This window comes from Sphingomonas sp. CCH9-E2 (assembly GCF_001557215.1).
Lineage (GTDB): Bacteria > Pseudomonadota > Alphaproteobacteria > Sphingomonadales > Sphingomonadaceae > Sphingomonas.
On record NZ_LSJM01000081.1, the window covers coordinates 1 to 695 of the forward strand.

Annotated in this window: 1 protein-coding gene; it reads right to left on the reverse strand. The window is 65.5% G+C overall.

The genetic code is table 11. From position 1 onward, the window contains the following. Window positions 1-102: 102 nt before the first annotated feature. Window positions 103-695: agmatine deiminase family protein (locus AX681_RS04640; RefSeq protein WP_197424232.1), on the reverse strand; the 593-nt coding region annotated here is incomplete at its 5' end.

Genomic DNA, 695 nt, shown 5'->3' on the forward strand with positions numbered 1-695 from the left:
GAAGAAGAAGAAGAAGAAGACCCTCCCCAACCCCTCCCGCAAGCGGGAGGGGCTTAGTTGGGGGCCGCAAGCGGGAGGGGCTTAAGAAGGAAGAGGGACGGGCTACTTCGGAATCTGCTGCGAGATGCAGTGGAAGCTGCCGCCACCCGTCAGGATATGGTCCGCGCGCAGGCCGACTGCCTCACGCCCGGGGAACAACGCGCCGATTGTTTCCACCGCGTTGCGGTCATTGGGCTGGCCGTAGACCGGGACCACCACGGCGGCGTTGCCGATGTAGAAGTTCATATAGCTTGCCGGAACGACCTCGCCCCCCTGGATCACGCGGCCGGGTGAGGGGACAGGGACGACTTCGACCCCCAGCGCCTCGGCGCGGCGTTTGGCGTCGGCGTAGACGAGCCAGTTGGGGTCGTTTTCCTCCGGCACGGGAATCGCCAAGCGGTTTTCGCCGACGAAGCGGGCGAGATTGTCGACATGGCCGTCGGTGTGGTCGTGCGCGAGGCCGTTGCCGAGCCATAGCACGCGGTCGAAGCCGAGATTCTCGCGCAGCCGCCGCTCCGCCTCGCCCTGCGACAGGCCGGGGTTGCGATTGCGGTTGAGCAAACATTGTTCGGTGGTGACGACGAGGCCGGTGCCGTCCCAGTCGATCGATCCGCCTTCGAGGATCCAGTCATGCTCGACCACGTCCATATGCCGCT